Source organism: Paenibacillus sp. 7523-1 (genome assembly GCF_002276415.1).
In the GTDB taxonomy this organism is placed as follows: Bacteria; Bacillota; Bacilli; order Paenibacillales; family Paenibacillaceae; genus Paenibacillus; species Paenibacillus illinoisensis_A.
In genome coordinates this window covers 57,029-83,249 of record NZ_NPBR01000005.1, presented here as the reverse complement: position 1 = coordinate 83,249, position 26,221 = coordinate 57,029, and the positions used below count along the sequence as shown (strand labels likewise).

The following is a 26,221-nucleotide window of genomic DNA, read 5'->3' as shown; positions in this document are numbered from 1 at the left end:
AGACCATGCTGCTGAATCGGAAACATAGCGGAAAACGGTGGCACTTGAGACCGGACGGAATTCCAAAGGTAACTGGACAACTCCAGTATCTGACGGATATGACTCTACCCGGAATGCTTCATGGAAGAGTTCTGCGCAGCACCTATCCTTATGCTCGCATTCTATCTATAGATACTACAGAAGCAGAGGCCATGGAGGGAGTGTATGCTGTCCTTACCTCCAAAGACGTACCCGGCCTGAATCGTTTTGGAATTGCAACGCCTGACCAGCCTGTATTTTGCGAAGATGTTGTACGATATGTCGGAGATGCCCTTGCGGCAGTTGCTGCGGATTCCCCGGAACGGGCAGAACTGGCACTCAGTGCAATCCAAGTGGAGTATGAGGAGCTTACCCCGCTGGACAGCACGGATGCTGCTCTCGCTCCTGACGCACCGGAGCTGCATCCACATGGACCGGGCAATGTACTGCATCGCACCGAAATTAAACGCGGAAATGTAGAGCAGGCTTTTGCAGCATGTGAACATATTGTCACGGAAACGTATTATACACCTCGTCAAATGCACGCTTATATGGAGACAGAAGGCGGCCTGTTTGTTCCGGATGACGAAGGAAGGCTTAATGTCTACGCAGCCACGCAGCACGGGTACAAGGACCGGATGCAGCTGGCACGGATTATCGGTTGTCCCGAGGAAGATATCCGTGTCGTATCGTCCCCTATCGGTGGTTCTTTCGGCGGGAAAGACGAATTGAACGTGCAGCCTTATGGCGCACTTCTTGCATTGACCAGCGGACGTCCCGTGAAAATGCACAATTCCCGCAAGGAATCCGTTCGTGCAGGACTGAAGCGGCATCCGATGAAAATTGAAATGCAGACGGGAATCAGCCGCGAAGGTATCATTCAAGCTCACCGGGTTCGCATTACGGCAGATACAGGAGCGTACGCCACGCTTGGAGCGCCTGTGCTGAACTTCTGCACGGAGCATTGTCTAGGTCCTTACTCTATCCCCAATGTGGATGTAGAGGGCTTGTCCGTGTATACCAACAATGGGTTATCAGGTGAATTTCGCGGATTTGGTGGGAATCAGGCTATCTTTGCTGTAGAAGGCCAAATGGATCGACTCGCTGAGATCATGAATATGGACCCATGGGAGTTTCGCAGACGGAACATGAGGGAAAAGGCTGACCCTGGTCCATTAAATCAGAGAATTCTGACTACAGATGGACTGTCACAGGTATGGGAAGCCATGGATCGTTCTGAATTATGGCAAAAGCATAAGCTTCCCCAGGCAGATCCTTCTCAGCCTCCATGGATCAAGCGCGGCGTAGGAGCGGCAATTGCCATGCATGGTGCCGGATTGGGTTACGGGATCCCGGACCCGGCAGGAGGCCGCCTATCCCTTAATTCCGAAGGAAAAATAGAAGTGGCTTTCAGTTACGAAGAATTTGGTCAGGGGTTGATCGCTACATTGGAGATCATGCTCTGCGATCTGTTTCAATGCAGCACTTCGGATCTGAATATCATCATTGGCGATACGGATCGGGTTCCTCACAGTGGCTCGAGCACCGCTTCACGTTCGACAACGATGGCCTGGATGGCTCTGCAGCGATTGCAGACCCCTTTCCGTTCCAGAGTCCTATCGGCAGCTTCGGCCTTGTCGGGCATTCCGGCTGATGAACTGGTGACAGGACCTGGCGGTGTATGGCGTAAAGGCCAACTGCCTAGTACTGATGTAGAGACGAAATCATTGGGATTTGTTACTGCCTACTCAGATTTGGCGGGCCAGGGCACAGCGGAAGAATGGGTATTTGATACTCATTTCGATTATCCAACCACGCCTGACCATGTCGTGGGCGGACACTATCTATATACGTATGCGGCGGTTGCCGCAGAGGTAGCAGTGAACACGTTAACCGGAGAAGCCAAATTGCTCGATACACGTCATGTGGTAGCGGCGGGACCCGTCATTAATCCGATGGGCTTCATTGGACAGATCGAAGGTGGAAGTGTGATGGCGCTCGGGTTTACGTTAACGGAGGATGCTGTCATGCAGGATAGTCGATATCTTACGACCAATCTGGATACGTATTTGATTCCAACGATTAGGGATATCCATACCAATCTCGAGGTTGAGGCCATTGAAGACCTCCCCGAAGGAGATCCTTTTGGACCGAGAGGGATTGGCGAGATTGGTTCTGTGGCACTCGCGCCGGCAATCACTGCAGCAATTCATCAGGCAACCGGGGTGTGGGTGAATCGATTGCCCGTTCCGCGCGAACAACTGGTTCAATCACTACATGTACCTTTACTGGAAGGGGTGAGTCCCTCATGAGCAAGCCGCTTGGTAACATCTGGTCAGCAGTAGTGAATGGGGAAGAGAAGCGTCTTGACATTGCCCAAACAACCCGGCTGGTGGATGTGCTTCGAACACATCTGAACCTGACCGGAACCAAGGTGTCCTGTGAAGTTGGTCGCTGCGGAGCATGCATGGCGCTTATGGATGGAGAGCCGGTCAACTCCTGCCTGATTATGGCTTATCAATGTGAAGGAAGTGATATTACGACCATTGAAGGGCTACATGGTGAACAGGAAGGGAGTCTGCATCCGATACAGCAGGCCTTTGTAGAAGAGGGCGGGTTTCAATGCGGTTATTGTACCCCAGGGATGGTCATTGCCACCAAGGCACTGCTTGATCATCATCCCCAGCCTACACAGGAACAGATCGAATCGGGATTATGCGGCAATCTGTGCCGATGCACCGGATATGGAGGAATTATAAGAGCAGTATGTAAGGCAAGTGAGAGTTGTGAGGAAACGAAGGCAATTTAGCAATGAGGTACAGGTGAATGATCAGATCATGATATTTCAATATCAAACGAATAAAACCGGGCGTGAAGGGAGTTCTCAACTCCATTTCGTCCGGTCTTTATTTTATGGCCATTTAATATTTGATCATTTACCAATCACCGCAAGTCGAGTTGACATGTCAGAAAAATATTAGTCAAGAGGATTCCAGCTCGTCCATTCCTTAGAATGAACTTATTTTATTGTCTGGGAAAGGGGAATGTCTTTCCTGGAATGACTTTGAAAGGTATGAGTATAAAGATCAGGGATCAGGACTATACATCCGAAAATATAATGTTGAAGGGGGAAATCATTTAATAATTAGTGGTAAGAGTTTGAATAAACAACCGGATCATCTATGTAGTTCGTATGGATGGTCAACAAATAGATTTCCTAAAGGAGAATATTGAGGATTTAGAAAAATAAAAGACATAATAAATATTATGTAAACTTATTATTTTCGATAACTTCCATAAGCCTCATCTATATTGAGGAATAAAATAGTTGAACCAGCATCTACCAACATATTTAAAAATTCAACTCTAAATCATGAAATAAATATAACCCACTCTCATAATTGTTTCCGCTTCTTTATTTACTGGAGAGAGTAGAATTATAATCGTTTTTGAAGCTTGATAAACAAGTGAGACTACTATAAACAAACATCGCAAATATATCGAATATATGTTGTTTAAAGAAGTTTGGAATGCGTAAACAAATGTTCCTTTTTATTTTCATCATTCTCGTGTTCTTAATAGCTAAAAGGCACGCTGCAAGAAATCAACGTTGGAATCCCCTGCAGGTTATCTTTCAAAAAAACAACTCAATAACGATGGAAAATGATAAGAATTAGCTCCTTTATAGTGAAGGGGGTCAATTCCAAAAAAATGATTTTCAGCTGATTATAGATCATTTTCATATGGATTTGCGATGGATTTGGGAGTACTTTCCATGTATGCTGTTGAAAACTGGAAAGGAAGTGGGAAAAATGGAACGCGAACTGGCGTTGGAAATTGTCCGAGTAACAGAATTGGCTGCGTTAGCTTCAGCCCCCTGGATGGGACGAGGTGACAAGAACAGTGCAGATGAAGCGGCTACTTTGGCCATGCGCGCCATGTTCGATTCCGTGTCCATTCGCGGCACGGTGGTAATCGGTGAAGGAGAAATGGACGAAGCACCCATGTTGTACATCGGCGAGGAAGTGGGTAACGCTGAAGGACCTGAAGTCGACGTTGCTGTAGATCCTCTTGAAGGTACAGAAATTGTGGCCAAGGGACTGAACAACGCTTTATCGGTTATTGCAGTGGCGGGAAAAGGAAACCTGCTCCATGCACCGGATATGTATATGGAGAAACTGGCTGTAGGTCCGGCACTCGTCGGCAAGGTCAGCATCGAAGACCCGGTTGAGGTTACGCTAGAGAAAGCAGCTGCTGCACTGAACAAAAACATTTCGGATTTGACTGTCATGATCCTGGACCGTACGCGGCATGAGAGCACGATTAAAACGCTGCGCAAGGTTGGCGTACGGATCAAGTTCCTTAGTGACGGCGACGTAGCGGGTGCCATGGCGCCTGCATTCCCTGAGGCAGGCATTGACTTATACGTCGGTTCTGGCGGAGCTCCTGAAGGCGTGCTGGCTGCAGCAGCACTCTCTTGCCTGGGAGGCGAAATACAAGGCCGCTTAATGCCGGCTAATGCAGACGAGTTCCAGCGATGCCTGCAGATGGGCATTGATAATCCTTACAAAGTCTTAACGATGCAGGACATGATTGGTACCGAAGATGTTATTTTCGCTGCAACCGGTGTAACGCCAGGAGAGATATTGGGCGGTGTGCGTTATCTTGCAGATGACCGTGCCGAGACAGATTCCATTGTCATGCGTGCCAAAACCAAAACGATCCGTTACATTCGCTCCGTGCATTTCCTGCCCAACAAGGAAGTGCTGCACAAAGTACGGAAACTGCAAGCTACGCCGGAACCCTCAGACCGTATTCAAAGCCCGGCTAAAATAGTAGAACAGGCAGAGTTTAGCCAATCTTCAGTTAATCAGAGTGTATTGACTTAGACAAAACTGCGCTTTAGTGGTCTAAAAGTCGCTGCCAAACCATAGGTTATCTATTAGAATCATCCCTCATTCTTAGGACAAGATTTATGCTCTTAGATCAATCAAACAGGAAGGGAATCTGCTTATAGAGATCCTCTTCCTGTTTTATGTTAAAAGCATTGACAACGGTTACAACACATGAGAAAATGTACGCGCGTACATAAAAATCATATTCCACAAATAGTATCGTATTTAAAGGACGTTAGGGAGTGAGATTCATGGCATCCCGCAAAGAGGTCGCTGACTTGGCAGGAGTCTCCGAAGCTACGGTCTCTCGGGTTCTTAACGGGGTCGGTCCGATCAAAGAGGAGACAAGGCGCAAAGTATTGGAAGCTTCCCAGAAGCTGGGCTATGTGCCGAGTGCCATTGCACGCAGCTTCGCCAGAAGCAAAAGCGGCAACCTCGGGGTTGTTTTGCCTTATGTTCCGAAGGCGCATTTGTTTTCTGCTTATTTTTTCTCGGAAATGCTGAGTGGTATTGGTAATAAGGCCAGAGACAGCGGTATGGATCTGCTGGTTATGTTCAGATCACCAGGTGAAGTCATGAATTATGCCGACCTGTTCCGACGTCAAAAAGTGGACGCCTGCATTATTCTTGGGGCCAGAGATGACCCTGGGGAACTGGCAGCCATGCAGCAGCTGCAAGAGGAAGGTCACCCTTTTTGCGTTATGAATCAACACTTTGCAGGGGAAGCCTTTCTGGAAGTGGATGCGGATCATGTGGAAGGCAGTCGGCTCGCCATTCGTCACCTTACCGATCAGGGTTACCGAAATATTGCTTTTCTCAACGGTCCGGACAGTTATTCCAACAGTCAGGAGCGGCTGCAAGGTGTTCGCGTTGGTTTGCAGGAAGCCGGAATGGAGCTGGATCCCAGCCTGCTGCTTGAAGGGAATTACAGCAGAAGAAGCGGTGTGGAGGCTGCGGCCACGATAGCGGCAAGGCTTGACGAGATCGACGCTGTATTTGCTGCCAATGACCGTATGGCTATTGGTGTTATGCATGGTTTGCGTGAGCGCGGGATTAGGGTGGAGGATTTCCCGGCATTTGTTGGGTATGACGACTCCGATGCTGCCGAGATGGCCGTGCCTCCGCTAACTAGCGTCAGAGTTCCTTTCTATGAAATGGGTGAACTGGCCGCATTTAAACTCATTCATGGTTCTATGGTTGGAAGCGCTTCAACTGTTAATTCGGAATTTTCATCTGAATGGCCCAGAGAGTTATTGCCTGCAGAGTTAATCATCCGAGCTTCATCGATTCGTAAGTAACATAGAGCATGATTTCAAATTCCAAAGGAGGAAAAGAACATGTCACAACGTCTACGTGTCGGAATGGTAGGATACAAGTTTATGGGGAAGGCCCATAGCAATGCTTATCGCAGTCTGCCGATGTTTTTCCCATCAGCACCGTTACAGCCTGAAATGTCGGTCATCTGCGGCCGGAATGAAAATGGTGTCCAGGAAGCAGCGAACCAGTTCGGCTGGTCCGAAAGTGTAACCGACTGGCGTGAATTGGTACAACGCGATGACATTGATCTGATTGATATTAACGCTCCGAGTGATGCACATAAGGAGATTGCACTGGAAGCTGCCCGTCAGGGTAAACATTTGTTCTGTGAGAAACCGCTGGCCTTGTCGCTTGCCGATTCGAGAGAGATGCTTCAAGCAGCAGAAGATGCTGGTGTTGCCCACATGGTTGGTTTCAACTATCGCTTCTCCCCGGCAGTGCAGCTTGCCAAGGAATTGGTTCAGAGCGGTCGCCTGGGCAAGATATATCACTTCCGCGCGTTTTTCCTGCAGGACTGGATCATGGATCCATCATTCCCGCTTGTCTGGCGCTTGCAAAAGGAAGTGGCTGGTTCGGGATCGCACGGCGATCTGGGTGCACACTTAATTGATCTTGCACGCTTCCTTGTTGGTGAGTTCCAAGAAGTCATTGGAATGAGTGAGACGTTCATTAAGGAACGGCCGCTTGCTTCCGAAATGACTGGACTCAGTGCCAAAGGCAGCTCGAATGCGGACGCACCGAAGGGCGAAGTGACAGTAGATGATGCGACATTGTTCCTGGCCAGGTTTGCAGGCGGCGCACTCGGCAGCTTCGAGGCTACACGCTTTGCAGCAGGTCACCGCAGTACCAATTCATTCGAGATTAACGGCAGCCTGGGCAGTGTCCGGTTTGACTTTGAACGAATGAATGAACTGGAAGTGTATTTTACGAAAGATGAAGAGGACGTTCAGGGATTCCGGCGTGTTCTGGCTACAGATCCGGCGCATAAGTATGCAGAGGCATGGTGGCCAGCAGGACATACCATCGGATTCGAGCACACGTTTACACACGAGATGCTGGAGCTGGTGACAGCCATCTCTGAAGGTCGTCAGCCTTCACCAAGTTTCCATGATGGTGTTGCCTGCCAGGCAGTGCTCGAAGCCGTAGAACGTTCTGTAACAGAACGGCGCTGGGTTTCCCTTGATGAGATGTGAGCAACATTTAGCTGTTTATACATGCTAGAGAATTCGAAATGAAGAGAATCTATAAAACTATCCGAAAGCGAGTGATAAAGCGATGAGTAAGGCACTTATTGTATGGGGCGGCTGGGATGGACATGAACCGGAGCAGGTAGCAGCGATTTTTGAGCGCATTTTGAAGGAAGAACAGTTTGAAGTCGAGGTCTCGAACACATTGGAAGCCTATGCAGATGCCGACAAACTGCTGGGACTCGACCTGATCGTTCCATTGTGGACGATGGGACAGATTGAACAGGAACTGGTCAACAATGTATCGGCTGCCGTTCAGAGCGGCGTTGGGCTCGCAGGTATTCACGGCGGGATGTGTGATGCGTTCCGGAACAATGTCGATTGGCAGTTTATGACTGGCGGTCAATGGGTTGCACACCCGGGCAATGATGGCGTGGAGTATACGGTTAACATCAAACGCGGTTCAAGTCCGCTGCTGGACCACATTGAAGATTTTCAGGTGAAAAGCGAGCAATACTACCTGCACGTTGACCCTGCGGTGGAAGTACTGGCAACAACTCGTTTCCCGGTTGTGGAAGGTCCCCATTCAGCGAATGGGCCAGTGGATATGCCGGTTGTATGGACGAAGCGTTGGGGTGCTGGCCGTGTGTACTACAACTCGCTCGGTCATCATGCAGATATCGTAGAGATGCCTCAAGTTATTGAAATGATGCGCAGTGGCTTCAAATGGACTGCAGCAGGCAAGGCGGTTGCCAATAATAAGACAGGTGAAAAAGCTGAAGTGTACACAGGCATGGCCGATAACCAAACTTAATTTCCGTTACTTTTTGTGATAAACCAAGGGACATACGTAAGTGAGCAAATCTTGACCAGCATTCCACAATTCCGATCCGCTTGAAGGGAGCCCACCTGCATGAAAACAATGAAAGTTGGCATTATTGGCTGTGGTAAAATCAGTAGTATTTATATGGAAAACTGTCACCGCTTCGAAATCCTAGATCTGGTTGCCGTAGCGGATATTGACCGCAAGAGGGCTGAAGAGCAGGCAGCAGCCTATAACGTTCCGAATGTATACACGGTAGATGAGATGTTGGCTAGTCCAGAGATTGAACTGATTATCAATTTAACGATTCCTGCTGTACACGCAGATGTATGTTTACGCTCTCTTGAAGCGGGAAAACATGTCTACGTCGAAAAACCTCTCGCTGTTACACGCGAGGAAGGGCAGGCTGTTCTGGAAACAGCCAAGCGCAAAGGATTGCTGGTAGGCTGCGCGCCTGAAACTTTCTTCGGATCAGGCATTCAGACCTCACTCAAACTGGTTGAAGATGGCGTTATCGGCAAACCTGTAGCTGCTACGGCGTTCATGATGAGCCGAGGACATGAACACTGGCATCCTGATCCAGAATTCTACTACGCTTCAGGCGGTGGACCGATGTTCGATATGGGTCCTTACTATCTGACAGCATTAGTGCAGCTGCTGGGTCCGATCAGCTCCATTGCTGGCATGACAGGCAAAGCGATGGAAGAGCGTACAATCACAAGTGAGAAAAAGAGAGGGCAAACCATCCCCGTTGATATTCCAACGCATGTGGCAGGATTATTGCAGTTCGAGCAGGGTGCTATTGGCACGCTGATTACGAGCTTTGATGTTTTTGGGGGAAGCGCACTGCCACCGATTGAGATCTATGGCACACACGGCACGCTGCAGGTACCTGATCCTAACACATTTGGCGGCCCTGTACGTTACCGTTTGCTGGGTGAACACGAGTGGACGGAGGTTCCTCTTCTTCCGGGCTATCAGGAAAATACACGCGGGATTGGTGTAGCTGATATGGCGTATGCTGCTAACAGTGGCCGCGCTCACCGAGCGAGCGGAGAGCTTGCCTACCATGTGCTTGAAGCAATGTGGGCATTCCATGACTCTTCCGATGAGCAGACTTTCTATAAAATGAGAAGCACCTGTCAGCGTCCTGCTGCTCTGCCAGAAGGTTTGGCTCTGTATAGTCTTGATCAATAATTTTGGATACGCAGCATGAATACAAATCAAACAGCCCTGTCTTCCGCTCAAGGAAGCAGGGCTGTTCGTTCATTTTAATCTTACAAATTGATCGTGCAAACCACATTAAGGCTCAAATCCCGCCTGACTGATCCAGATCTCATGTTCCGTAAAATGCTTTCTCATCCGTTCCTCAACGATCTGATAGGCCTCAGGTTGATACCAGTCTTCCACGCCTAACTCCTGATAGAGTGACTCCATGCCCAATCTGCGCGTGCGTTTCCCTTGACTGCCATCGCCCATGAAGTAATCATCGATACATACACGTTGAACTAGAGGCCGAAGGAGGGTAGGAAAGTTATCGCTGCTCGGAAGCACAGGGGCAATCGCAACCTGGGTTGCTATACCTGCATCCCTTAGTTTTTCCAATGCATGTAATCTACCGGGAATGGGTGGTGCAGCCGGACTAAAATGCTTGCGAATATCATCCCGATCCGTCTCAATCGTCATACTGACACGCACCCGGTCGCCCAATTGCTGCAGCAGGTCCATATCCCGTGTGACCAGAGGACTGCGGGTTTGAACCAGAATGAAATCCGGAGGATGCTGTATCATCACTTCGAGCAGTGAACGTGTAATTTGCTCTTTATATTCGACAGGCTGATATGGATCGGTACTGGATGACATAAAGATTGTGACTTTACCTTTGGAGCGAGCACGTTTCAACTCTTTGGCAAGTACGCTGGCAGCTTCCTGCTTTACATCAACCCAGCTTCCCCAATCCTGCTTGCGGAACAAAGAAACGGGCATTTGCCTGACGTAACAGTAAGAGCATCCAAAAGAACAGCCTGTATAGGGATTTAGCGTGTGGGTATATCCGTTAAGGAAACCGGACCCTTTGTTCAAAAGGGTCTTGGGTGTTTTATATAAATATTGGGTCTTCATCATTGGTGTTGCTCCTGTTCCCGGTAATGAGCAGGTGTCTGCCCTGTAAGCTTGCGAAACACAGCACTGAAATAGGCCGGATTCGTTATGCCTACTTGGCGACCGATATCTGAAATCGAGAGTGTAGCGCTCGCAAGCAATTTTTTCGCTTCGGTCATCCGTGTGTCCTGAATATATTGTACCGGAGTTACGCCCGTAATCCGCTTGAACACACGATGCAGATGATACGGGCTACCATGACTAATCTGGGCAAGAATATCCAGAGTAAGAGATTCTGAATAATGATGGTTAATGTAATTTGTTACGACGGAAACCCATTCCTGATCAGGAACGCGCTGTCCTGTAGGTTTGCAGCGTTTGCATGGTCTGAAGCCTTGTGCCAGTGCATCTTCAGGGTTATGGAAACCGAGTACATTTTCGTATTTCGGATCTTTGGATTTGCATGAAGGTCGGCAAAAAATACCTGTCGTCCTGACACCATAATAAAATTTTCCGTCATAGGAGGCATCATTGCTGATAATGGCTGTCCATTGCGTTTCGTCTAATGAAAAAGAAGGGAGCTCTTGTTTATCCCGAAGCTTCATAGGGATCACCTCACGACACATTATACCCTTGTACGAAAGATGTTCAACAGATTCTCGCATGAAAAAGCAAGATTTCAATGGCAAGCAGACGACGATCCTTTCCGTTCAAGGGAATGAAATATGCTACAATGAGCAGGATGAAGTACATGCGAAATTCATTCACGAAAGAGGTAGGTAATAATGGTTCGTTTCGGAGTTGTAGGTACCAACTGGATTACAGAACGGCTTCTTGAAGCTGCAGCACATGTGAAGGGATTCGAATTGACCGCTGTCTACTCACGGACAGAGGAGAAGGCGAATGCATTTGCAGATCAATATAACGCCAAGCATCGATTCACTGACCTGGAGGAGATGGCAGCGAGTGACACGATTGATGCGGTCTACATTGCTACACCCAATACATATCATGCTGATCAGACGGCGCTGTTTCTTAGAAATGGCAAGCATGTATTATGCGAGAAACCACTTGCAGCCAATGCTGCAGAGGTTTCTCATGTGATTAACACAGCTCGCAATAACAACGTTTTGCTAATGGAAGCGATGAAGTCAACGCTGGCTCCTACGTTCAAAATGGTCCAGGCTCATCTGCACAAAATTGGACCTGTACGCAAATATATCGCGGGGTACTGTCAGTATTCTTCCCGTTACGACAAGTACAAAGAGGGGGTTGTGCTTAATGCATTCAAGCCTGAACTTGCAAACGGAGCTTTAATGGATCTTGGAGTGTACTGTCTGTACCCGCTAATCACTTTGTTTGGAGCACCAAATCAGGTTCAAGCTCAAGCCATCATGCTGGATTCAGGCGTCGACGGACAGGGCAGTGTACTTCTAGGATATGAAGGGATGGAAGCCGTGGTGACTTACTCCAAGATATCCAACTCTCATGTGCCAAGTGAAATTATGGGAGAGCGCGGCAGCATAATCATTGATAAAATCGGTTCCCCCGAACACGCGGAAATACGATACAATGACGGTACGGTTGAACTGTTGACAGCTGAGCAGACCTATCCAGCCATGTATTACGAGGTGGAGGAATTCGTTAACCTCGTTCAGCAGGGGAAACAGGAATCCGAGCTGAACAGCTATGAACGCTCCTATGAAACGATGCAGGTGATGGATCAGATCCGCAAGCAGATTGGTCTGGTTTTCCCGAACGATTAATGGAATGACAGGAAAGTGAGCTGAGACGAGATGAGTAGAGAAGAGCAGCATGAGAACAAGAGTTTAGGTCTTGAACTGGAGAAGATTATTTTTATTGGACGAACGTATGAGGAATATATGTCAATGTTCAACCTTACAGCAGAAGATCTCCGTGGCAGATCCATACTGGACTGTCCGGGTGGGGCTTGTTCATTCAGCAGCCATGCCCGCAGGCATGGTGTGGACTCCATGGCAGCAGATATCGCATACGAACACGAAATCGACAAATTGGTACTCAAAGGGCAGCAGGACGTTGAACACACCATCGAGCAATTGGAACAGGTGCATGACAGATACAGATGGGACTATTTCGGCTCAATGGATGGCTTGAAGCAAGCAAGAATGAGTGCACTTCGGGATTGTACGGCAGATATGAGGAGCTTTCCCTTGCAGTATGTCTATGCAGAGCTTCCCGTGCTGCCTTTCACTGACGAACAATTTGATATGACGTTATCTGCACATTTTCTGTTTACGTATGCTGATCGATTGGACTTCAGCTTCCATGAGCGAACTATTCTTGAATTGCTGCGCGTTACAAGACAAGAGCTGCGAATTTTTCCTACAGTAGACTTGTCCGGGAAACGCTATGAACATATGGACGAGATCAAGTCCTTTCTGAAGAACCTTGGATGCAGTGTTACAGAAGTCAGCACGACGTATGAATTTCAGCAAGGAGCCCATACGATGCTCAAAATTACAAAACCTGAATCCTGAGTCATGATCAGAGGTCTTTCCGTCCTTGAAACACAGGTTAACTGTTGAGTTACGGGGTATATTTGTTGTAGTATTGCAAACCTCGCTATAATATACGAAACACCAGAAGAGGGTAGGAGGTCTATCGGATGAAAAAGGTACTCATTCTTGGCGGGACACGCTTTTTCGGCAAACGTCTGGTCGATCATTTGCTGTGGGAAGGAAAATCGCAAATTACCGTTGCGACGCGCGGCAAATCGAACGTGGACTTCGGGCCGGAGGTGAACCGGATCAAGATGGATCGGGAGGATCCACAATCTCTAGCTGAAGTGGCACAGATTGACCAGTGGGATGTGGTGTATGATAACATCTGTTACTCACCGGATGCGGCAAAGTCGGCGTGTGAAGCTTTTGCGGGACGTACCCAAAGATATGTGCTTACATCAACACTCTCCGTATATGGCGATCCTCAACCTGGATTCAAGGAAGAGGATTTTGATCCATACACGTATCCATTGAAATACGGGAATCACGAGGACTTTTCGTATGGAGAGGGCAAGCGGCTAGCGGAGGCTGTGTTTTTTCAGGAAGCGAGTTTCCCTGTCGTGGCGATGAGAATTCCAATTGTTCTCGGAATAGACGATTATACGAGAAGACTGCATTTTCATATTGAACATGTGCAAAAAGGAAAGCCAATTGGCATGCCGAATCCGGACGCCGAAATTGGTTTTATCAATTCCACGGAAGCAGCCAGATTTCTTGCCTGGTTGGGGCATTCGTCGATTACCGGACCTGTAAACGCCGCTTCGAAAGGATCCATTTCGCTGTCTGCCATGATGGACCTGATTGAGACTGTGACAGGCATGCAGTCCCAAGTATTACGCGAAACCGTTCAGGAGGATATGTCCCCCTTCGGTATCTCGGAATCGTGGACGATGGACACAACCAAGGCAGAGCAGGCCGGATATACGTTTGAAGCACTGATGGATTGGTTTCCGGGTCTCGTACGTGAAGTGGCACTGGCTCTGCAGTCCGAAGGTTAAATTTTTGGTGTATAAGCATGAAGGTAAAACAGGACGCACGGGAGCGAGTAACTCCTTGGCGTCCTGTATTTTTTTATATTAATTTAAGTCCAGTCATACGGATTCTATCATGATTCCAATGGTTTCGATTGCCCTAATGGTACGGAAGCTGAGGCACGGATACGCAGTTCGGATGGAAGAATGACCGTTTGCGGATCCGTTGGTGCGGTGCCTTCAATTCTGTCGATTAGCATATGCATTCCTTTGGCTCCAAAATCATAGGCAGGCTGTGCTGCTACAGTGAGGAAAGGATCAAAAGCGGAAGCCAGATCCAGATCATCAAAACAGACGACCGAGATGTCCTCTGGTACACGCAGTCCTCTTTTACGCAGCAGACGAATGACCCCAATCGCGAGCATATTATTGGCCGCAAAAATAGCCGTTGGCTTATCCGGCTGTGTAAGTAACTGTTCCATTCCAGCCTCATCACTGAAATCACGGTAACCTGTCCGAAGGACAAGCTTCGGATCAACCTTAACTCCTGCTTCACGTAACCCCTCAGCATATCCCTCTTCACGTAATCTGGCCGTAGAAACCTCGGAAGAGCCGTTAACGAGCGCAATGCGGCGGTGACCCAGTTCCGTCAGATTTCGGATCAATAGAAGTGCACCTTGCCGGCTGTCCCCCGCGATGACATCCGATGTGATTCCTGGTACTGTGCGATCCAAGATCACAAACGGGATGTTCCTCTCATGTAACTGCTGTAGATGATCGAGGGAACGGTCGCCCGCAGGGGCAAACAGGACTCCGTCTACACGCGTGGAGAGAATCGTCTCCACGTAGTTTTTCTCCTTGTTGTAATCTTCATCACTATTCCCGAACAACAGACGATATCCACGAGCGTTAGCTGCATCCTCAGCGCCGCGTGCGAGTGTCGTATAAAATGGATTGGTGATATCGGTAATCAGCAGAGATAACATCTGTGTTCGCTGAAGTACAAGGCTGCGTGCATTCGAATTGGGGATATACCCGAGTTCATCAATAACCTGCTGTACGCGTTCCCTGGTGGCCGTGCTGATGCGACCTGTTTGATTAATCACTTTGGAGACCGTCATGGCAGAAACATTGGCTTTCTTGGCAATATCATAAATAGTAATCAATAGAATCTAACCTCTCATAACATAGTCTTACCATTCTATAGGATAATGCCGATTGACAGCAATATGGGCGCGTGCTATGTTAGGGTTACCGATAACCCAAAATACAAAACGAACCATTTTTTTCAACAAAACCATTCTCAGTACTCATTCTTTTTTGCTCTATACTTCCGTTCCTGCATAGAGACAGGACTTCATCATGGTGATTCATACATAAAGTGGACTTTTGTTCAATTTGAATATGTAAACGCATTCATTTAATGAATTGCTCTCTTGTCCAGGACTGACGCACCAACGGGTATCGGGGTTACATCGTCAAGGTCTGACCGCTTTAACTGCATCCTGAAAGACAACGTGAAATCAATTCGTACCTATCCAGAAACCACTTGAAGGAGGACGTTTTAGTATGACACATCAGGATTACCGTTATAAACAGGCTTTTCCCAAGATTGGTATTCGTCCCACCATTGACGGCAGACGCAAGGGAGTACGTGAATCCCTGGAGGAACAAACGATGCGGATGGCAACATCGGTAGCTGAGCTGCTTACGGCAGAACTTCGTTATCCGGACGGCTCCCCGGTCGAATGCGTCGTTGCCGAATCCTGTATTGGCGGTGTAGCCGAAGCAGCTGCGGCGGCAGAGCTGTTCAATCGTTCGAATGTAGGAGTCACCATTACGGTTACTCCATGCTGGTGTTATGGTACGGAAACGATGGATATGTCTCCATCCATCCCTACGGCCATCTGGGGTTTTAACGGTACGGAACGGCCTGGCGCAGTCTATCTGGCAGCCGTACTGTCTGCACATGCTCAGAAGGGGATTCCGGCCTTCGGAATCTATGGCGAGGATGTTCAGGATGGCGGGGATACGACCATTCCAGATGACGTCCGGGAGAAATTGCTTCGCTTCAGCCGGGCGGGTCTTGCAGCCGCTACGATGAAGGGGCGGGCCTATCTGTCCATTGGCTCGGTATCCATGGGGATTGCCGGATCCATTGTGAACGATTCTTTTTTCCAGGAATATCTCGGCATGAGGAACGAATATGTGGATATGAGCGAGCTGACCCGGCGGATTGAGGAAGAAATTTATGATCCGGAAGAATATAAGTTGGCACTGGCTTGGGTGAAAGAAAATTGTATTGAAGGGCCGGATAACAACCCGACCCATCTGCAAACAGACCGCAAGCGGAAAGAGTATGAATGGGAAACCGTCGTGAAAATGACTCAGATCGTACGTGATCTGATGGCCGGTAATCCGAGATTGGCAGAACTCGGTTTTACAGAAGAATCAATGGGTCATCACGCGATTGTATCCGGCTTCCAGGGTCAGCGGCAGTGGACGGACCATTCGCCTAATGGCGATTTCCTGGAGTCGATCCTGAATTCATCCTTTGACTGGAATGGCAAGCGCTCCCCTTATCTGGTCGCCACAGAAAATGACAGCCTGAATGGTGTGTCCATGCTGTTCGGCTCACTGCTCACTCATACAGCCCAGATTTTTGCAGATGTACGGACGTATTGGAGTCCGGATTCGGTAGCACGGGTCACAGGACACCAATTGGAGGGAAAAGCGAAGGACGGAATTCTCCACTTGATCAATTCGGGCTCCGCGGCACTCGATGGCACTGGGCAGCAATCCAAAGACGGTAATCCTGCTCTGAAGCCTTTCTGGGAGATTACAGATGAAGAAGTTCAGAGCTGCCTACAGTCGACATCGTGGAGACCAGCCTCAGTCGAATATTTCAGAGGGGGCGGCTACTCCGCTGACTTCCTGACCAAAGGCGGTATGCCCGTCACGATGACACGTCTCAATCTGGTTAAGGGTCTTGGTCCTGTACTGCAGCTCGCGCAGGGTTACACCGTGGATCTGCCTGATGAAGTGCATAATACGCTGGACCAGCGGACGGATCCGACTTGGCCATCAACATGGTTCGCACCGATTTTAACAGGAACAGGCGCGTTTACCTCCGTTTATGAAGTCATGAACCAGTGGGGCGCCAACCACGGCTCGATCTCATATGGGCACATCGGAGCAGATCTCCTAACCCTGGCTTCAATCTTGCGGATTCCGGTGAGTATGCATAATGTTCCGGAGTCCGAGATATTCCGTCCACGGGCATGGGGGTTATTTGGAACAAGTGAACCTGAAAGTGCAGATTATCGTGCTTGCAGCGTGTTTGGACCTTTATACCGTTAGACTATCCTGTCAGACGCCATATTCTGCCTAATCAGAATGTGGCGTTCTTCCAAAGGAGGAGGCAAGAGAGATGGGAAATAAGGCAAACCATGTGCTTGCTGCTGACTATGGTGCCGGAAGCGGCAGGGTAGTCAGGGGAAGTTTTGACGGTGAGATGCTTGCGTTACAGGAAGTACATCGATTCAGTAATGATCCCGTTCAGCTTGCGGACGGATTGTATTGGGATTTTCTAAGACTGTTCCATGAACTGAAACAGGGCATTGTAAAGGGGACTCAGGGATTAACTCACCCGGTTCGTTCCATTGCCGTGGATACCTGGGGCGTTGATTATGGCTTGGTGGATGGAGCAGGAAAATTGTGCGGGAACCCACGTCATTACCGGGAGTCGCGTAATGCCGATTGGATGAAAGAGACGCTGCGTATGGTTAATGACGAAGATCTGTATACCATGTCGGGTGTCCTGCCTCAGCAGATTAATACGGTGTTTCAATTGGTTGGAAGCTTACGGGAAAACGCTGAATTACGTCCGGATACGCGGATGTTATTCATGCCGGATCTGTTTCACTTTTATCTCTCGGGACAGCAGGCCTGTGAATATACAATTGCCAGCACAAGCGGACTTTTGCATGCCGGAGAGGACCGCTGGAATGAATCCCTGTTTGGTCGACTCGGTTTACCTGAAACACTTTTCCCACCCATTATTCGGCCAGGCACTGTACTGGGGCAGTTAACAGATGATCTGTGTGCGGAGTTAAGGATCGAACCCATGCAAGTCATAGCTGTAGGCTCACATGATACAGCATCAGCACTTGCAGCCATTCCTGCTTCAGATTCGAATTTTGCCTTTATCAGCTGTGGAACCTGGTCATTAATGGGCATGGAACGCGACTCGCCAGTACTGGATGAACGCAGCCGAAGACTGGGTTTCACCAATGAAGGGACGGTCAGTGGCAAGACAAGAATATTGAAGAATCGATCTGGTCTCTGGCTTCTGCAGGAGTGCAAAAGGCAGTGGGAACGGGAAAACCATATTTTCAGCCATCAGGAACTGGTTCACCTTGCAGCATCGGCTCCAGCGCTACAAAGCTTTATCCTGCCGGGGGATGCGATATATCTAACACCGGGTGATATGCCTGAACGAATACGCCAGCAGTGCAGTGCCACCAAGCAGGTTACTCCGGAAACCATCGGAGCGATTGTACGCTGCATCTTGGAAAGCCTGGCTCTGGAATTCAGGCAGACACTGGATGAACTTGAACTTGTCACGGGGAGCCGGCCGAGCGTCATTCACATGGTAGGCGGAGGTGTTCAGAATCGTTTACTGTGTCAGTTTACAGCGAATGCTACCGGTATTCCTGTAGTAGCAGGGCCAGTGGAGGCAACTGCCGCCGGGAATTGCATGCTGCAATTCATGGCCCATGGCGAATTAAGCAGTTTGTCTGAGGTCCGGGAGATTGCCGCCGCTTCCTTCACGTTGGAAACCTATGAGCCAGAGGATAGCCTGCCATGGCAGGAAGCCTATGAAATCTATCAAAAACTGAATGGGCGGTTTACGAAAGGATTGAAATAAAAAGAAGTTAAGGGAGTGGAGGAACACATGACTGAACAGCTGGTAAGAGAAGAACTGACCAAATATGCCCGCAGATCGGTAGCGCAGGGTCTCGTGGTTGGACCTGGAGGCAACCTGAGTGCCCGTTCGGAAGGGACGATGCTGCTCTCTCCGAGTGGTTATGCACTTGAGGATATTGAACCGGAGGAGTGGATTGCGGTTGATATCGGGACAGGGGAGACCCGAGCTGAATCAACACGTCCTTCCTCAGAAGTGTTAATGCATCTGTACAGCTATCGCGTGAATCCCGATATTCAAGCGATTGTTCATACACATCCTGCATATACGATCGCTCTGAGCCTCGTGTACGATGAACTGCCTCACCTTTTTCCGGATCAATCCGCACTTGTAGGGGACGTCGGTTTCATTCCTTACGTTCTACCTACGACCAAACTGCTGGCTGATGCAGTCGCAGCTAAGGTGGACTCCCATTCGGCACTCATTCTTGTTAATCATGGACTGGTCACGACAGGAAAAAATTTGCGTGAAGCCTATTATCGAACTCAAGTGGTCGAGGAAAGTGCAAAAGTGTACATGATAGCCAAGGCAGCTGGAGAACCAAGGGTTCTTACGACTGAACAATATAAGGAGATCCAATCTCTGGAGAGTGAAGCGTATCGTGTTCAGCTGCTGCAACAGCTCAAGTCATAATACCAAGAGTATCCATATAGAGTTATTGAGTGCCAATATAGAGTGTATACAAAAGTATTTCGTCATAATTCGACATAAACAGCAAAAAGCTGAACCTTATTCCGACACCTATTGCAAATCCTGAAAAACCGAGTATAATACTCGGTAAATAGACGAAAAGGGGATGCAATAAACGATGAAAACACATGCTGAATTGAACTCACTTCTTGTTGACGATTATCTGGATCTCCTGAACATAGCGACACAGTTAGGTGACGATGAGTGGAAGAACTCCATTCTGCAAGCACTAAAAGAAGAGGTGGACGCTAATCGTCACTTGGATTCTCGAGAAGTACGCCAGGATCTCTGGACTCAGTTTGAAGGGATTAATGAACAGATGCATGATCTCTTAGTGCAGCTCAAACATGCAGATTCCGCTGAAGAGAAAGAGCAAATCGTTGAAATGCTCTGGGGCTTGAAAGTGGACCGTAATGCCATTACCCGCAAACTTGAAACCATAAGCCGTGCCAGTGCCGGTCAACAATAAACTTATATCGTTCTGGTATTATATAAAAGCCCGCTGTGTGACCCTTATATATAAGGGAGCATAGCGGGCTTTACTTTTTTCATTTCATGATTAAAACTGCTTCGCTACAGTTCGAGCCTGTTCAATTGCATCCTGTTTTATCTGATCCGCCCGTTCTCTGAATTGGTTGTGGCCTTCAATGAAGATCCCATCCAGCTTGGGTACACCCAGGAATGACATAATGATGCTCAGATATCGATGCCCGGATTCCGTTTGAGCTGCGGGACCTTCGGAATAAATGCCACCACGGGCCTGAATATGCAGTGCCTTTTTGTTCGTCAAAAGTCCGATCGGACCTTGCTCTGTATAGCGGAACGTTTTGCCAGCCACACATATGGAGTCAATGTAAGCCTTCATGATTGGAGGAAATGAGAAGTTCCACATCGGAGTAACAAAAACATACTTGTCAGCTGATGCAAACTGATCCGATAGCTCATTCAGACGGCTTACCTTGGACTGCTCTTCCGAAGTGAGTTCACTGCCGGATTGGAGTTTACCCCAACCACTAAACACATCAGCATCAATATGCGGGATGTTGGAACGATACAGATCGAGATGGACAACCTCATCCGAGGGATTGCTTTCCCGGTATGCATCTATAAAAGCTTGACCAGTGGCCATACTGAAGGAGGTCTCATGATCATGTGGATGGGCAGTAATATACAGTAGGGTTGGCATACAATACTTCCTCTCAGTCATGTATTTGGGTGAATTCATAACTCCTCAAACGATAAAGTGACCGCTGTAGTATGCACCCTAGAGTTCTTTTTATGCTTGGATTACACAAATCTTCTCTTATGACATTAGCTACAGAAGGAATAGTGACCTGGTACTTCATGATGTATAATAAACTGGACTAGCAGTGAATTAAAATATGAATCAGTATGAAACAAGAATTGCAAACGATACCATGGATGAGTGAGATGATTGCAAATGGGAATGGATATGGAGAAACAACGATTAAGCATTGAAGCAGCCAAATTGTATTATCAGTCGGATTACAGCCAGCAGGATATCGCCGTTAGGCTGGGCGTGTCTCGTCCAACCGTATCCCGGTTGCTCCAGTATGCCAAGGACCGAGGTTATGTCCGTATTGAAATTATGGACCCTCTGGAGGACATTGATATCATTGCCGGAGAACTCAAAGCCAAATATAATCTGGATACCGCACTCGTCTGTTTTGCACCATTGAAGAGTGATGAAGAGATACAGAGGCATATTAGCAAAAGAGCTGCGGACTATCTGCAGGACACCGTACAGGATGCAGATATTATTGGAGTGACATGGGGAACAACGATGTACGCGGTGGCCAAACAGCTTCGGGCCAAACAGGTTAAAGGTGTTGAAGTCGTTCAATTAAAGGGAGGCGTAAGTCATTCCCACGTCAACACGTATGCAGCGGAGATCGTGCATTTGTTTGCGGAAGCGTTCCATACCGTTCCGAGGTATTTGCCCCTGCCTGTTATTTTTGACAATATTGAAGTCAAGAAAATGGTGGAAGCTGACCGGCACATCGGACGCATCGTAGAGCTCGGCAGGCAGGCCAACATCGCCATCTTCACTGTGGGTACGGTGAAGGAGGACGCACTTCTGTTCAAGCTGGGTTATTTCAACGAAGAGGAACAGCAATTGCTGATGAATTCGGGTGCAGGTGATATCTGTTCACGTTTCTTTGATGCTGAGGGTCAATTGATTAGTGAAGAGATCAACAGCAGAACCGTAGGGATTGACCTGGCTGAATTACGGAACAAAGAGAAATCCATCCTTGTTGCCGGTGGTCAACGCAAAATCGAAGCCATCCACGCAGCGCTCAAAGGACACTATGCTAACATTCTGGTAACAGACCAGTACACGGCGCAGGCTTTGCTTCGATTCTAAATCTGAGGATGACAACATCTGCCACGGAAGAATGGTGGATGTTTTGCTTTTTTAGGGCAGAAGCTATAAGCGTTGGTTCGCTCACAGTAATGGGTGAATGAGAGTGAACAAAGGTTCATATTGATTTTTACATATGTTCATGTTAGTGTAAGGCTATAAATAAACAGTTCAGATAAGGGAGAGATTCAATTGACTACAGCTCAATTAGCCAAAATGATCGATCATACCTTGCTTCGTGCGGATGCAACACAAAGCGAAATCAACAAATTGACGGAAGAAGCGAAACAGTACCAATTTGCTTCTGTGTGCGTAAATCCGGGCTGGGTTTCTTATGCTGCAGAGCAGCTTCAAGGCAGTGGCGTAGATATCTGTACAGTAATCGGATTCCCTCTAGGAGCTTCCACTTCCGAGACCAAAGCGTTCGAAACGACAGATGCAATTGCTAAAGGTGCTACAGAAGTAGACATGGTTATCAACATCAGTGCATTAAAAGATGGAAAAGATGACTATGTGGAGCAGGATATTCGTGCTGTTGTTGAAGCTGCAGCGGGTAAAGCATTGGTAAAAGTCATCATTGAAACGTGTCTGCTTACAGATGAAGAGAAAGTACGTGCTTGCCAGGCAGCGGTTAGAGCTGGCGCCGATTTCGTCAAAACATCCACAGGTTTCTCTACAGGTGGGGCAACACCAGAAGATATCGCTCTGATGCGTCGCACGGTTGGACCAGATATGGGTGTAAAAGCATCGGGCGGGGTACGCAGCCTGGAAGACATGCAAAAAATGATTGAAGCAGGAGCAACTCGTATTGGTGCAAGCTCCGGCGTGAAAATCATGCAAGGCGGACAATCTACATCCTCTTACTAAAAACCAGGTGGTTGATCTGTTCTCCAGAATCCGGTATATACACCGATCATGGGGAACAGGTTTCCAACCTTTATAAAATGAATTATTTGTAAGCGCTTAATAAACTTTCTGAAAGTTTAATTTTATTGTATGGCCTTTGAGCTGAATTTAACATCTGGCTAAACTACCTTCAAAGGAGAGATCAAATGAAATTTCTAATTGCCATACTTGGTTTACTTGTTGTTTTTGGACTGGCTTACATTGCAAGTAACGGCAAGAAGCAAATTCGCTACCGGCCGCTGGTCGTCATGATTATTTTACAGATTATATTGGCTTATGCCTTGCTGAACACCGAAGTAGGAACATGGCTGATTGGCGGATTTTCCACGATATTTAAAAATCTTCTGGACTATGCAAACGAAGGAATTACCTTTGTCTTCGGCAGTTTAGTAAACGTTGGAGCAGAAAGCGGTAGTGGCCCGTTTTTCCTGACGGTCTTGATGCCGATTGTTGTCATCTCTGCCCTGATTGGTATACTGCAGTATATCCGAATCTTACCTTTTGTTATAAAATATATTGGTCTGGTATTAAGCAAAGTCAACGGAATGGGCAAACTGGAATCATATAACGCGGTTGCTTCCGCCATTCTGGGGCAATCTGAAGTGTTCATCTCCGTAAAAAAACAAATCGGTTTGCTGCCGAAGCATCGGCTGTACACACTATGTGCCTCAGCCATGTCTACGGTATCGATGTCCATTGTCGGTGCCTATATGTCCATGATTGATCCGAAATATGTGGTTACAGCGCTTGTGCTGAACCTGTTTGGCGGTTTTATCATTGCTTCCATCGTGAATCCTTATAAGGTAACCGAGGAAGAAGATATATTGGAAGTGCAGGAAGAGGAAAAACAATCGTTCTTCGAGATGCTGGGTGAGTACATTCTGGACGGTTTCAAAGTAGCGATCGTTGTTGCAGCAATGCTCATCGGTTTCGTTGCCCTGATTGCGCTCATTAACGGCATATTTAGTGCTGTTCTCGGCATTTCGTTCCAGGAACTGCTTGGTTATGTGTTTGCACCCTTTGCGTTTATTATGGGGGTTCCCTGGAAAGAAGCGATTCAGGCGGGAAGTATCATGGCGACCAAAATGGTATCGAATGAATTTGTCGCCATGCTGGATTTAACCAAACAAACCGCACTGTCTGCCCGTACGACAGGCATCGTGTCGGTCTTCCTCGTATCGTTCGCCAACTTCTCCTCCATCGGTATCATTGCCGGTGCGGTCAAGGGACTTCATGAGAAACAGGGCAATGTGGTGGCCCGCTTCGGTCTGAAGCTGCTTTACGGTGCATCGCTTGTCAGCGTGCTGTCTGCGATCATCGCCGGACTGTTCTTGTAAGCCGGATAACTGGAAGGAGTGCGTAAGTTATGTCAACATTCAAAAGAGTACATCTGATCGTTATGGATTCTGTAGGTATCGGTGAAGCACCGGATGCGGCAGAATTTGATGACTACGATGTGGATACGTTTGGTCACATTGCACGTGAGCGTGGAGGTCTGAACATGCCGAATATGGCAAGTCTTGGACTATCCAACATTAAAGAAATTGAGGGCATTCCTGTCTCGGATGCACCCAAAGCGTATTATACCAAAATGCAAGAAGCGTCCCGGGGCAAAGACACGATGACAGGCCACTGGGAGATCATGGGACTCTATATTGATACGCCGTTCCGTGTATTCGAGAATGGCTTCCCGGATGAGCTGATTCAGCGCATCGAAGAGAAGACAGGTCGTAAAGTCATCGGAAACAAACCGGCCAGTGGTACGGAAATCATTGATGAGCTTGGTGAAGAGCATGTGAAAACTGGAGCGCTCATCATCTATACTTCCGCGGATTCCGTTCTGCAGATTGCAGCACATGAAGATGTGGTGCCGTTAAAAGAGCTGTACGAAATTTGTGAATTCTGCCGGGAGATCACGCTTGATGATCCATACATGCTGGGCCGTATCATTGCTCGTCCGTTCGTTGGGGAAGTGGGTAACTTCAAACGTACAGCGAATCGTCACGACTATGCTCTCAAACCATTCGGCCGTACGGTGATGAATGAGCTTAAAGACGGAGGATTCGACGTCATTGCCCTAGGTAAAATTGCAGATATCTATGATGGTGAAGGTGTGACAAAGTCTGTCCGTACAGTGTCCAACATGGATGGCATGGACAAATTGTCCGAGACGATGGATGAAGAATTCACCGGGCTTAGCTTCCTGAACCTGGTAGACTTCGACGCATTGTTCGGTCATCGCCGTGATCCACAAGGATATGCTCAAGCACTTGAGGATTACGATGCACGTCTGCCTGAGATTTTTGAGAAAATGACCAACGACGATCTGCTGATTATTACGGCTGACCATGGTAACGACCCAACGTATCGTGGTACGGACCATACACGTGAGTATGTGCCACTGCTTGTGTATTCCCCACGCTTTACTGAAGGTAAGCAGCTTGAACTGCGCAGTACATTTGCAGATCTCGGTGCTACGGTAGCTGATAACTTCGGTGTTCAATTGCCGGAGTATGGTACAAGCTTCCTGAAAGATTTAAAATAGATTTCGTCGTTCAAGCTAAAACCAGATGAATAATGAAACTGTAAAAAAAATATATGCAGAACACCGGAGCAGCTTCGGCTGCCCGGGATCTGGCATGACTATATTAATGGATAAAATGGAGGAGATTTAACCATGAGTACACATATTGGAGCCAAACCCGGAGATATCGCAGAAACGATCCTTTTACCAGGAGATCCATTGCGCGCTAAATATATTGCGGATACGTATTTGGAAGATGTTGTTTGTTATAACGAAGTTCGCGGAATGCTGGGCTTTACCGGTACATATCAAGGAAAACGCATTTCGGTGCAGGGTTCAGGCATGGGGATTCCATCGTTCGCCATCTATGCCAATGAGTTGATTAGCGAATATGGCGTCAAAAACCTCATTCGCGTGGGAACATGCGGAGGTATGCAGGAGCACGTGCGAGTTCGTGACGTCATTTTGGCTCAAGCGGCATGTACGGACTCCAGCATGAACAAGCTTGTGTTTGGAGGGTATGATTTCTCCCCAATCGCAACGTTCTCCTTGCTGAAAGAAGCATATGACCGCGCGACAGCAAAAGGCATGAAAATCCATGTGGGTAACGTATTCAGTTCTGATTCGTTCTACCGTGACGACCGCTCTGTTACTGAAAAGTTGATGCAGCACGGCGTATTGGGCGTGGAAATGGAAACGACAGCACTGTACACGATCGCAGCGAAGTTTGGCGTTAATGCATTGACGATTCTGACAGTAAGCGACCACTTGCTAACCGGCGAAGAAACCTCTGCCGAGGAGCGTCAAAAAACATTCAACGATATGATGGTCGTTGCACTGGAAACAGCAATCACGCTTTAGGTTTTATTATTAATCA

23 protein-coding genes are annotated in these 26,221 nt (G+C 48.0%); 19 read left to right on the top strand and 4 right to left on the bottom strand.

Going from position 1 to position 26,221, the window contains the following annotated elements:
* Positions 1 to 5: 5 nt before the first annotated feature.
* From pucD to CHH60_RS03870, 7 genes are all read left to right on the top strand, one after another.
* Entirely contained in the window at positions 6 to 2,330 is a 2,325-nt protein-coding gene (pucD, locus tag CHH60_RS03900) for a xanthine dehydrogenase subunit D (protein WP_095358009.1), read from the top strand.
* The gene (locus CHH60_RS03895) at positions 2,327 to 2,827 is read left to right on the top strand and encodes a (2Fe-2S)-binding protein (protein WP_095358008.1); all 501 of its coding nucleotides are present in this window, start codon (positions 2,327 to 2,329) and stop codon (positions 2,825 to 2,827) included. The genes pucD and CHH60_RS03895 overlap by 4 nt, the downstream gene beginning before the upstream one ends.
* 1,003 nt (positions 2,828 to 3,830) lie before the next feature.
* Positions 3,831 to 4,907 carry a class II fructose-bisphosphatase gene (gene glpX, locus CHH60_RS03890; protein WP_095287732.1) on the top strand — a complete coding sequence of 359 codons (1,077 nt, stop codon included), beginning with the start codon at positions 3,831 to 3,833 and terminating at the stop codon, positions 4,905 to 4,907.
* 257 nt (positions 4,908 to 5,164) lie between these two features.
* A complete protein-coding gene (locus CHH60_RS03885) occupies positions 5,165 to 6,211 on the top strand; it encodes a LacI family DNA-binding transcriptional regulator (protein WP_095358007.1) in 1,047 nt (348 codons plus the stop codon).
* Between the two features lie 39 nt (positions 6,212 to 6,250).
* A complete protein-coding gene (locus CHH60_RS03880; protein ID WP_095358006.1) occupies positions 6,251 to 7,423 on the top strand; it encodes a Gfo/Idh/MocA family protein in 1,173 nt (390 codons plus the stop codon).
* Positions 7,424 to 7,505: 82 nt separating this feature from the next.
* Positions 7,506 to 8,231, top strand: a complete 726-nt coding sequence (locus CHH60_RS03875; protein WP_095358005.1) for a ThuA domain-containing protein — start codon at positions 7,506 to 7,508, stop codon at positions 8,229 to 8,231.
* Between the two features lie 99 nt (positions 8,232 to 8,330).
* Positions 8,331 to 9,437, top strand: coding sequence for a Gfo/Idh/MocA family protein (locus tag CHH60_RS03870; RefSeq protein WP_095358004.1), 1,107 nt, complete (start codon positions 8,331 to 8,333; stop codon positions 9,435 to 9,437).
* Positions 9,438 to 9,542: 105 nt separating this feature from the next.
* Here CHH60_RS03870 and CHH60_RS03865 read toward each other — a convergent pair whose 3' ends face one another.
* Positions 9,543 to 10,361, bottom strand: coding sequence for an SPL family radical SAM protein (locus CHH60_RS03865; RefSeq protein ID WP_095358635.1), 819 nt, complete (start codon positions 10,359 to 10,361; stop codon positions 9,543 to 9,545).
* Positions 10,361 to 10,945, bottom strand: coding sequence for a bifunctional transcriptional activator/DNA repair enzyme AdaA (locus CHH60_RS03860; RefSeq protein ID WP_095358003.1), 585 nt, complete (start codon positions 10,943 to 10,945; stop codon positions 10,361 to 10,363). Before CHH60_RS03860 ends, CHH60_RS03865 begins: the two co-directional genes overlap by 1 nt.
* 180 nt (positions 10,946 to 11,125) lie before the next feature.
* On the opposite strand from CHH60_RS03860, the gene CHH60_RS03855 reads away from it, so the two are divergent.
* From CHH60_RS03855 to CHH60_RS03845, 3 genes are all read left to right on the top strand, one after another.
* Complete coding sequence (locus CHH60_RS03855; RefSeq protein WP_095358002.1) at positions 11,126 to 12,106, top strand: Gfo/Idh/MocA family protein; 981 nt, start codon at positions 11,126 to 11,128, stop codon at positions 12,104 to 12,106.
* A 30-nt stretch (positions 12,107 to 12,136) separates the two neighbouring features.
* Positions 12,137 to 12,859, top strand: a complete 723-nt coding sequence (locus CHH60_RS03850; RefSeq protein ID WP_095358001.1) for an SAM-dependent methyltransferase — start codon at positions 12,137 to 12,139, stop codon at positions 12,857 to 12,859.
* A 128-nt stretch (positions 12,860 to 12,987) separates the two neighbouring features.
* Entirely contained in the window at positions 12,988 to 13,881 is an 894-nt protein-coding gene (locus CHH60_RS03845; protein WP_095358000.1) for an NAD-dependent epimerase/dehydratase family protein, read from the top strand.
* A 107-nt stretch (positions 13,882 to 13,988) separates the two neighbouring features.
* Here CHH60_RS03845 and CHH60_RS03840 read toward each other — a convergent pair whose 3' ends face one another.
* Positions 13,989 to 15,020 (bottom strand): LacI family DNA-binding transcriptional regulator, encoded by a 1,032-nt coding sequence (locus CHH60_RS03840; protein ID WP_095357999.1) that lies wholly within the window; start codon positions 15,018 to 15,020, stop codon positions 13,989 to 13,991.
* Between the two features lie 403 nt (positions 15,021 to 15,423).
* Between CHH60_RS03840 and CHH60_RS03835 the strand changes: the two genes are divergently transcribed.
* The 4 genes from CHH60_RS03835 (at position 15,424) to CHH60_RS03820 (ending at position 20,000) form a co-directional block, all read left to right on the top strand.
* Positions 15,424 to 17,214 (top strand): L-fucose isomerase, encoded by a 1,791-nt coding sequence (locus tag CHH60_RS03835; RefSeq protein WP_095357998.1) that lies wholly within the window; start codon positions 15,424 to 15,426, stop codon positions 17,212 to 17,214.
* 70 nt (positions 17,215 to 17,284) lie between these two features.
* Positions 17,285 to 18,784, top strand: a complete 1,500-nt coding sequence (locus CHH60_RS03830) for a rhamnulokinase (RefSeq protein ID WP_095357997.1) — start codon at positions 17,285 to 17,287, stop codon at positions 18,782 to 18,784.
* Between the two features lie 27 nt (positions 18,785 to 18,811).
* On the top strand, positions 18,812 to 19,474 hold the full coding sequence (locus CHH60_RS03825; protein ID WP_095357996.1) for a class II aldolase/adducin family protein: 663 nt from the start codon (positions 18,812 to 18,814) through the stop codon (positions 19,472 to 19,474).
* Positions 19,475 to 19,649: 175 nt separating this feature from the next.
* Positions 19,650 to 20,000, top strand: a complete 351-nt coding sequence (locus CHH60_RS03820) for a hypothetical protein (RefSeq protein WP_095357995.1) — start codon at positions 19,650 to 19,652, stop codon at positions 19,998 to 20,000.
* 90 nt (positions 20,001 to 20,090) lie between these two features.
* On the opposite strand, the gene CHH60_RS03815 is transcribed toward CHH60_RS03820, so the two are convergent.
* Positions 20,091 to 20,717, bottom strand: a complete 627-nt coding sequence (locus CHH60_RS03815; RefSeq protein WP_095357994.1) for an FMN-dependent NADH-azoreductase — start codon at positions 20,715 to 20,717, stop codon at positions 20,091 to 20,093.
* A 261-nt stretch (positions 20,718 to 20,978) separates the two neighbouring features.
* Here CHH60_RS03815 and CHH60_RS03810 point away from each other — a divergent pair, with 261 nt between their 5' ends.
* The 5 genes from CHH60_RS03810 to deoD all read left to right on the top strand — a co-directional run bounded on the left by CHH60_RS03810 (position 20,979) and on the right by deoD (position 26,205).
* Positions 20,979 to 21,917 (top strand): sugar-binding transcriptional regulator, encoded by a 939-nt coding sequence (locus CHH60_RS03810; protein WP_095358634.1) that lies wholly within the window; start codon positions 20,979 to 20,981, stop codon positions 21,915 to 21,917.
* A 213-nt stretch (positions 21,918 to 22,130) separates the two neighbouring features.
* On the top strand, positions 22,131 to 22,781 hold the full coding sequence (deoC, locus tag CHH60_RS03805) for a deoxyribose-phosphate aldolase (RefSeq protein ID WP_095358633.1): 651 nt from the start codon (positions 22,131 to 22,133) through the stop codon (positions 22,779 to 22,781).
* A gap of 185 nt (positions 22,782 to 22,966) precedes the next feature.
* A complete protein-coding gene (locus tag CHH60_RS03800; RefSeq protein ID WP_095357993.1) occupies positions 22,967 to 24,157 on the top strand; it encodes a NupC/NupG family nucleoside CNT transporter in 1,191 nt (396 codons plus the stop codon).
* Positions 24,158 to 24,186: 29 nt separating this feature from the next.
* Positions 24,187 to 25,365 (top strand): phosphopentomutase, encoded by a 1,179-nt coding sequence (deoB, locus tag CHH60_RS03795; RefSeq protein WP_095357992.1) that lies wholly within the window; start codon positions 24,187 to 24,189, stop codon positions 25,363 to 25,365.
* Between the two features lie 132 nt (positions 25,366 to 25,497).
* Positions 25,498 to 26,205, top strand: coding sequence for a purine-nucleoside phosphorylase (gene deoD / locus CHH60_RS03790; RefSeq protein ID WP_095357991.1), 708 nt, complete (start codon positions 25,498 to 25,500; stop codon positions 26,203 to 26,205).
* Positions 26,206 to 26,221 lie beyond the last annotated feature (16 nt).